Origin of the sequence: Streptomyces misionensis, from assembly GCF_007896895.1 — a bacterium.
GTDB lineage: Bacteria > Actinomycetota > Actinomycetes > Streptomycetales > Streptomycetaceae > Streptomyces > Streptomyces misionensis_A.
The window spans coordinates 68,337-74,413 of sequence record NZ_VOGW01000121.1 but is presented as its reverse complement, the minus strand read 5'-3'; the positions used below and the strand labels follow the sequence as shown (position 1 = coordinate 74,413).

Annotated in this window: 4 protein-coding genes; all 4 read left to right on the top strand. The window is 73.3% G+C overall.

Annotation, left to right across the window (positions count from 1 at the left end; translation table 11 throughout):
- Nucleotides 1-733, top strand: a 733-nt coding sequence (locus tag FRZ03_RS21365; RefSeq protein ID WP_146466777.1) for a (2Fe-2S)-binding protein, incomplete at its 5' end; no start/stop codon positions are given.
- Entirely contained in the window at nucleotides 730-3,039 is a 2,310-nt protein-coding gene (locus FRZ03_RS21360) for a xanthine dehydrogenase family protein molybdopterin-binding subunit (protein WP_146466756.1), read from the top strand. The genes FRZ03_RS21365 and FRZ03_RS21360, both read left to right, overlap by 4 nt.
- A 310-nt stretch (nucleotides 3,040-3,349) precedes the next feature.
- Entirely contained in the window at nucleotides 3,350-4,507 is a 1,158-nt protein-coding gene (locus tag FRZ03_RS21355) for an SUKH-4 family immunity protein (RefSeq protein ID WP_146466755.1), read from the top strand.
- A 1,028-nt stretch (nucleotides 4,508-5,535) separates the two neighbouring features.
- Nucleotides 5,536-5,712: a hypothetical protein gene (locus tag FRZ03_RS39265; RefSeq protein WP_186785545.1), complete on the top strand. Its 177-nt coding sequence runs from the start codon at nucleotides 5,536-5,538 to the stop codon at nucleotides 5,710-5,712.
- The last annotated feature ends 365 nt before the right edge of the window (nucleotides 5,713-6,077 follow it).

Genomic DNA, 6,077 nt, shown 5'->3' with positions numbered 1-6,077 from the left:
CCCCCTCGCCTCCTACGTCCTTCGGGTGAACGGCTCCGACCGCCGGGTCGCCGACGCCTGGATCGGCGAATCGCTGCTGTACGTGCTGCGCGAGCGGCTGGGGCTCGCCGGGGCCAAGGACGGCTGCTCGCAGGGCGAGTGCGGGGCCTGCAACGTGCAGGTGGACGGCCGGCTGGTGGCCTCCTGCCTGGTCCCGGCGGTCACCGCGGCCGGCACCGAGGTGCGCACCGTGGAGGGCCTGGCCAAGGACGGGCAGCCCTCCGACGTGCAGCGGGCGCTGGCCCGGTGCGGTGCCGTGCAGTGCGGTTTCTGCGTGCCCGGCATGGCGATGACGGTGCACGACCTGCTGGAGGGCAATCCCGCGCCGAGCGAACTGGAGACCCGGCAGGCCCTGTGCGGCAACCTGTGCCGCTGCTCCGGCTACCGGGGCGTCGTGCAGGCCGTCCAGGAGGTCGTCGCCGAACGCGAGGCCGCGCACGCCCCCGAGCCCGAGGCGGACACGGCCGGCGAGGCGCGCATCCCCCAGCAGGCGGGCCCCGGCTCCGGCGGCACCGGCCCGTCGGCGTTCGAGGCACCGGGTGCCTTCGACACGCCGCCGCCCGCGCCCGACGGGTACGGCGACATGCCGGGCGGCTACGGCGACACGCCCGACGGCTACCACGACACGCCGCCCGGGTACGGCGCGCCGGGACCGCACGACCAGCACTACGGCCAGGACGGAGGCCAGGCGTGAGCAACGAAGCCGCCACCGCGACCCCCGCCGGGGAGCCCGCCGCCGAGCCCGAGGGCCCGCCGCACGGCCTCGGCGTCTCCCTGCCGCACGCCGACGCCCGCGCCAAGACCGAGGGCACCTTCCCCTACGCCGCCGACCTGTGGGCCGAGGGCCTGCTCTGGGCGGCCGTGCTGCGCTCCCCGCACGCGCACGCGCGGATCGTCTCCATCGACACCCGGCACGCCCGCGAGATGCCCGGCGTACGCGCCGTCATCACCCACGAGGACGTGCCCGGCACCCCGCGCCACGGCCGGGGCACCCCCGACCGGCCGGTGTTCGCCTCCGAGGTCGTACGGCACCACGGCGAGCCCATCGCCGCCGTCGCGGCCGACCACCCCGACACCGCACGGATGGCCGCCGCCGCGATCATCGTCGAGTACGAGATCCTCGACCCGGTGACCGACCCCGAGCACGCGTTCGAGGCGGAGCCCCTGCACCCCGACGGCAACCTGATCCGGCACATCCCGCTGCGCCACGGTGACGCCGAGGCGGTCGGCGAGGTCGTGGTCGAGGGGCTGTACCGCATCGGACGGCAGGACCCGGCCCCGATCGGCGCCGAGGCCGGCCTCGCGGTGCCCCGTCCCGACGGCGGTGTGGAGCTGTACCTGGCCTCCACCGACCCGCACCACGACCGCAACACCGCCGCGGCCTGCTTCGGCCTGTCCCCGGATCGGGTGAAGATCGTGGTCACCGGGGTGCCCGGCGCCACCGCCGACCGCGAGGACCAGGGCTTCCAACTCCCGCTCGGGCTCCTGGCGCTGCGCACCGGCTGCCCGGTGAAGCTCACCGCGAGCCGCGAGGAGTCCTTCCTCGGCCACGTCCACCGCCACCCCACCCTGCTGCGCTACCGCCACCACGCGGACGCCGAGGGCAGGCTGGTCAAGGTGGAGGCGCAGATCCTGCTGGACGCGGGTGCGTACGCCGACACCTCCGCCGACGCGCTGGCGGCCGCGGTCTCCTTCGCGTGCGGCCCGTACGTGGTCCCGAACGCCTTCATCGAGGGCTGGGCCGTGCGCACCAACAACCCGCCCTCCGGCCATGTGCGCGGCGAGGGCGCGATGCAGGTGTGCGCCGCCTATGAGGCCCAGATGGACAAGCTGGCCAGGAAGCTGGGCGTGGACCCGGCCGAACTGCGGCTGCGCAACGCGCTGGCGACGGGCGACGTGCTGCCCATCGGCCAGACGGTGACCTGCCCGGCCCCGGTCGCCGAACTCCTCCAGGCGGTACGGGACTTCCCGCTGCCGACGCTGCCGAAGGACACGCCCGAGGAGGACTGGCTGCTGCCCGGCGGCCCCGAGGGCGCGGGCGAGCCGGGCGCGGTGCGCCGGGGCGTCGGTTACGGCCTCGGCATGGTCCACATGCTCGGCGCGGAGGGCGCCGACGAGGTGTCCACGGCGACGGTCAAGGTGCACGACGGCATGGCGACCGTGCTCTGCGCGGCCGTGGAGACCGGCCAGGGCTTCACCACGCTGGCCCGGCAGATCGTCCAGGAGACCCTGGGCATCGAGGAGGTCCGGGTCGCCCCGGTCGACACCGACCAGCCGCCGTCCGGCGCGGGCTGCCGGGGCCGGCACACCTGGGTGTCCGGCGGCGCGGTGGAGCGGGCGGCGAAGATGGTCCGCACCCAGCTGCTCCAGCCGCTGGCCCACAAGTTCGGCATGTCGACCGAGCTGCTCCAGATCAACGACGGCAAGATCACCTCGTACGACGGGGTGCTGTCGACCACCGTCACCGAGGCACTGGACGGCAAGGAGCTGTGGGCCACCGCGCAGTGCCGCCCGCACCCCACCGAGCCGCTGGACGCCGCCGGGCAGGGCGACGCCTTCGTGGGGCTCGCGTTCTGCGCGATCCGCGCGGTGGTGGACGTGGACATCGAGCTGGGCTCGGTCCGGGTGGTGGAGCTGGCGGTCGCCCAGGACGTGGGCCGGGTGCTCAACCCCGCCCAGCTGGCGGCCCGGATCGAGGCGGGCGTCACCCAGGGCGTCGGCATCGCGCTCACCGAGAACCTGCGCACCCCGCGCGGGCTGATCCGCCATCCCGACCTGACCGGCTACGCCCTGCCGACCGCCCTGGACGCGCCGGACATCCGGATCGTCAAGCTGGTGGAGGAGCGGGACGTGGTCGCGCCCTTCGGCGCCAAGTCGGTCAGCGCGGTGCCGGTGGTGACGGCCCCGGCGGCCATCGCCTCCGCGGTCCGCGCGGCCACCGGCCGCCCGGTCAACCGGCTGCCGATCCGCCCCCAGGCCGCGGTCGTCACGACGGGCTGAGCGCCGGGGCCGTCACGACCCGCTGGGTGCCGGGGCCGTCACGACCCGCTGTGCGGCGGGACCCGCTGAGCGCCGGGGTCGTCCGCCCCGGTGACTGCCGTGGCCGTCGTGCCCTTGTGGTCGTCGCGGCCCGGTCAACTCCGCTGTCCTGGCGAGCCGATGGGCGCCGCCGGGCAACGTGCCCGGGCCGTCCGGCGTCCTTCCCGGTGAGGGGCGTTGTCAGTGGGGCGGCGTAGTGTGCACAGCGGTGGGGGAGGCCGGGCAGCGGCGCCCGCCACACTGTCACGCAGTGGGAGATCGCGGGGGAGCGATGAGTACGACGGATGCCGGGACGGCGGCGATCACGCTGACCGAGGCGGAGCTTGACCGCCATGTCACCCACGCGCCGACGCGCGGTCTGCTCGCGGGCCCGGGGCTGCCCGCCGTGACCGACGTGCTGACGTTCTCACCGCTGCGCGCCCACGGCCTGCGCACCCTCGCGGACGCCGCGGAGGGCCCGCTCCACCTGGCGGAGGAGCTGCGCGACCGCCTGGTGATAGGCGAGCTGCTCAATCCGCAGGGCATGGAGCGCGAGTCGATCCTGCTCGACGGCGACACGGGCGAGGTCACGACGGCCTACCTGTGCGACCCGTCCGACTCCCGCCCCTTCGCGCCGTCCCTGGCCACGCTGCTGCGGTTCGCCGCGGTCACCGAGGAACTGGCGGGCCTGCGGGGCCGGTTCGCCTCCCTGGCGGGCCAGTTCGGCCCCAGGACGGTCGCCGAGGCCTCGCGCCGCCTGCTCGCCCTGTTCGAGGAGGGCACGGACGGCGCGGTCCCCCCGTACTGGAAGTTCGCGGCCCTGATCCGCCCGCTCTCCCTGGTCGCGGGCCCCGGTACGGCGTCCGGACTCACCCTCGACATGCCCGCCCGCGTGCTGGACCAGGAGTTCGGGCACGGCCGGGTGGCCCGCTTCGAGGACGTCGACTTCCCGGCCACGCTCACCCACGAGCCGACCCGCCGCTTCCTGCGCGAGACCGGGCTGCCGGAGGAGGCGGTCCTCTTCTTCGCCGACCCGGACGCCCCGCTGCCGACCCTGCGGGAGCACTTCACCCGGGACCACCCCGACTACCCGGTCTCCGAACTCCCGGCCCACTGCGACCACTTGATCCGCCTGGGCTACCTGGTCGAGGACAACAGCCTGGTGGTGGACGGCCGCACGGGCGCGGTCCTCACCTTCAGCGCACCGGAGGCGGCGCTCTACCCCCTCAACACCGACGTCTCCACCCTCGCCTTCACCCTCTGGCTCCTGCACCACGAACGCACCATCGACCAGCACCTCTCCCACGAGCTCAGCACGGCCTCCTACGAACAACTGGCCGCCGCCATGCTGCACACCCTGACCACCCTCGACCCGACGGCCACGCTGCCGGGCACGACATGGCACTACTGGACCGAGAGGTTCCAGGACGAGGCGGGCGGCGTGCTCTGAACACGACCGGGCGCGGCACAGGCGAGCCCTGCGCCGCGCCCGGTCGCGCGTGGTTGTCCTGGAGGCCGTGACGGGAATGGAACCCGTGTGACTCCCTGCGGGCGGAGTCCGCTGATGGATGCTGTGCAGGCGGGCCCCTGAGCCGCTCGGGCGCGCGTGGTTGTCCTGGAGGCCGTGACGGGAATCGAACCCGTGTAACTCGCTTTGCAGGTTTGTCGGTGCTGCTCAGAGCGCTATCCGGGTGCGTCCGTCACCGTTCAGCCGCGTGCGAACGGCCACACCCGCCGGGTAGTGCGAGCTTCGCCGCACGGCTGTGTACGGCGATGAACGAGACGGAAACTGAGACGGACGCCCGCGTCTTGTATCTCGTGAGCCATCGTTCATCGATGCCGGAAGAGGATCGGCCCCACGGCGCGCCTGGCGCTAGGCGCTCTTCGGCCTGCACCTGGGGCACGGGACCAGCCCCGTCTGCAGGGCCTCGTACAGGGTGATCTCTTCAGGCCCGCTTGTCGGGCGGCAGCTCCGGTTCGCCGTCGCGTGGTAGACGGTGCCGCGTCCCTTTGGGCCACTGGGGGCATACCGCCACCGTGACGCGACCACCATCGTCTGTAGTTGCTTAAGCTGCCGCTGGACCTGCGCCAGTTCGAGCTGCAATTCCTGCTGGCGTGCGCGTAGCCGTTCCTGAGCGGCGGTGGCGGATTCCATCTGGCTTTCGGATCCTCTCACGGCGTGCTGGGCGCGCCGAGAGCGCCCAGCCTGAACGTACACCGTGGAGCCGGCGCCAACGGCCCTTTTGCGGGCATTCAAGAGCACCGCCGTCCGCGGCGTTCGGGGCTACCTGAAGCTCCGCCGCCGCCTCGCCACTGTGGGGGCTCGGAGCCTGCCCGAGGAGGCGCTTCTGGCACCTGACGCGCCCCCTCGTGCCACTGTGACGAGCGCGAAGCTGGCGTGATCTGAGGCTTGGCCGAGCTCCGGCCGGGGGAGGCAGCAAAGATCCCTGGAGAAGCTAGGGAAAGGGAGGGACACGGATGCCGAATCAGAGCGTGTACGGGAGCTACGCGGAGGGCAAGGCAGACGCGGCGGCGGGCCGGACCGGCGACGAGTACCGAACCGACGCCATCGGGGAAGGCCTCGCTGCCATCGCCTACGCCCTGCTCGACGTCGCCGCCGCGATCCGTGAGGACACTGAGGCCCGGCAGCAATAGCACGGTGGCAGGGGCTCAGACGGCGTGCAGGGAGAGCAGCGGCGATCACGCCGTGCAAGCGCCACAGGGGCCACCGCTTGCGGGTCTCGTGAGAGGGTGGCCCCCAAGACGCTTTCCAACTGTCCGCGTGCCCGTACGGGGGCGTCCGTGAGTGTCACGCGGCAGGTCAGAGGGGGTGCGCGTACAGCAGTGAACGGTGGCGGCCGTCCCTGCACCGGACAAGGACTAGGACAACAGGTGGCCTCCCGTGGAGTCGCGCGATTCCGCCTGACAAGGGATGTCCCGACACCTAACGCCTGCGCGACAATGCTGTACGGGATCGTGTGTCCCCTCGTCCCTTACGCCTCGATGTTCCAGGAGCCCTG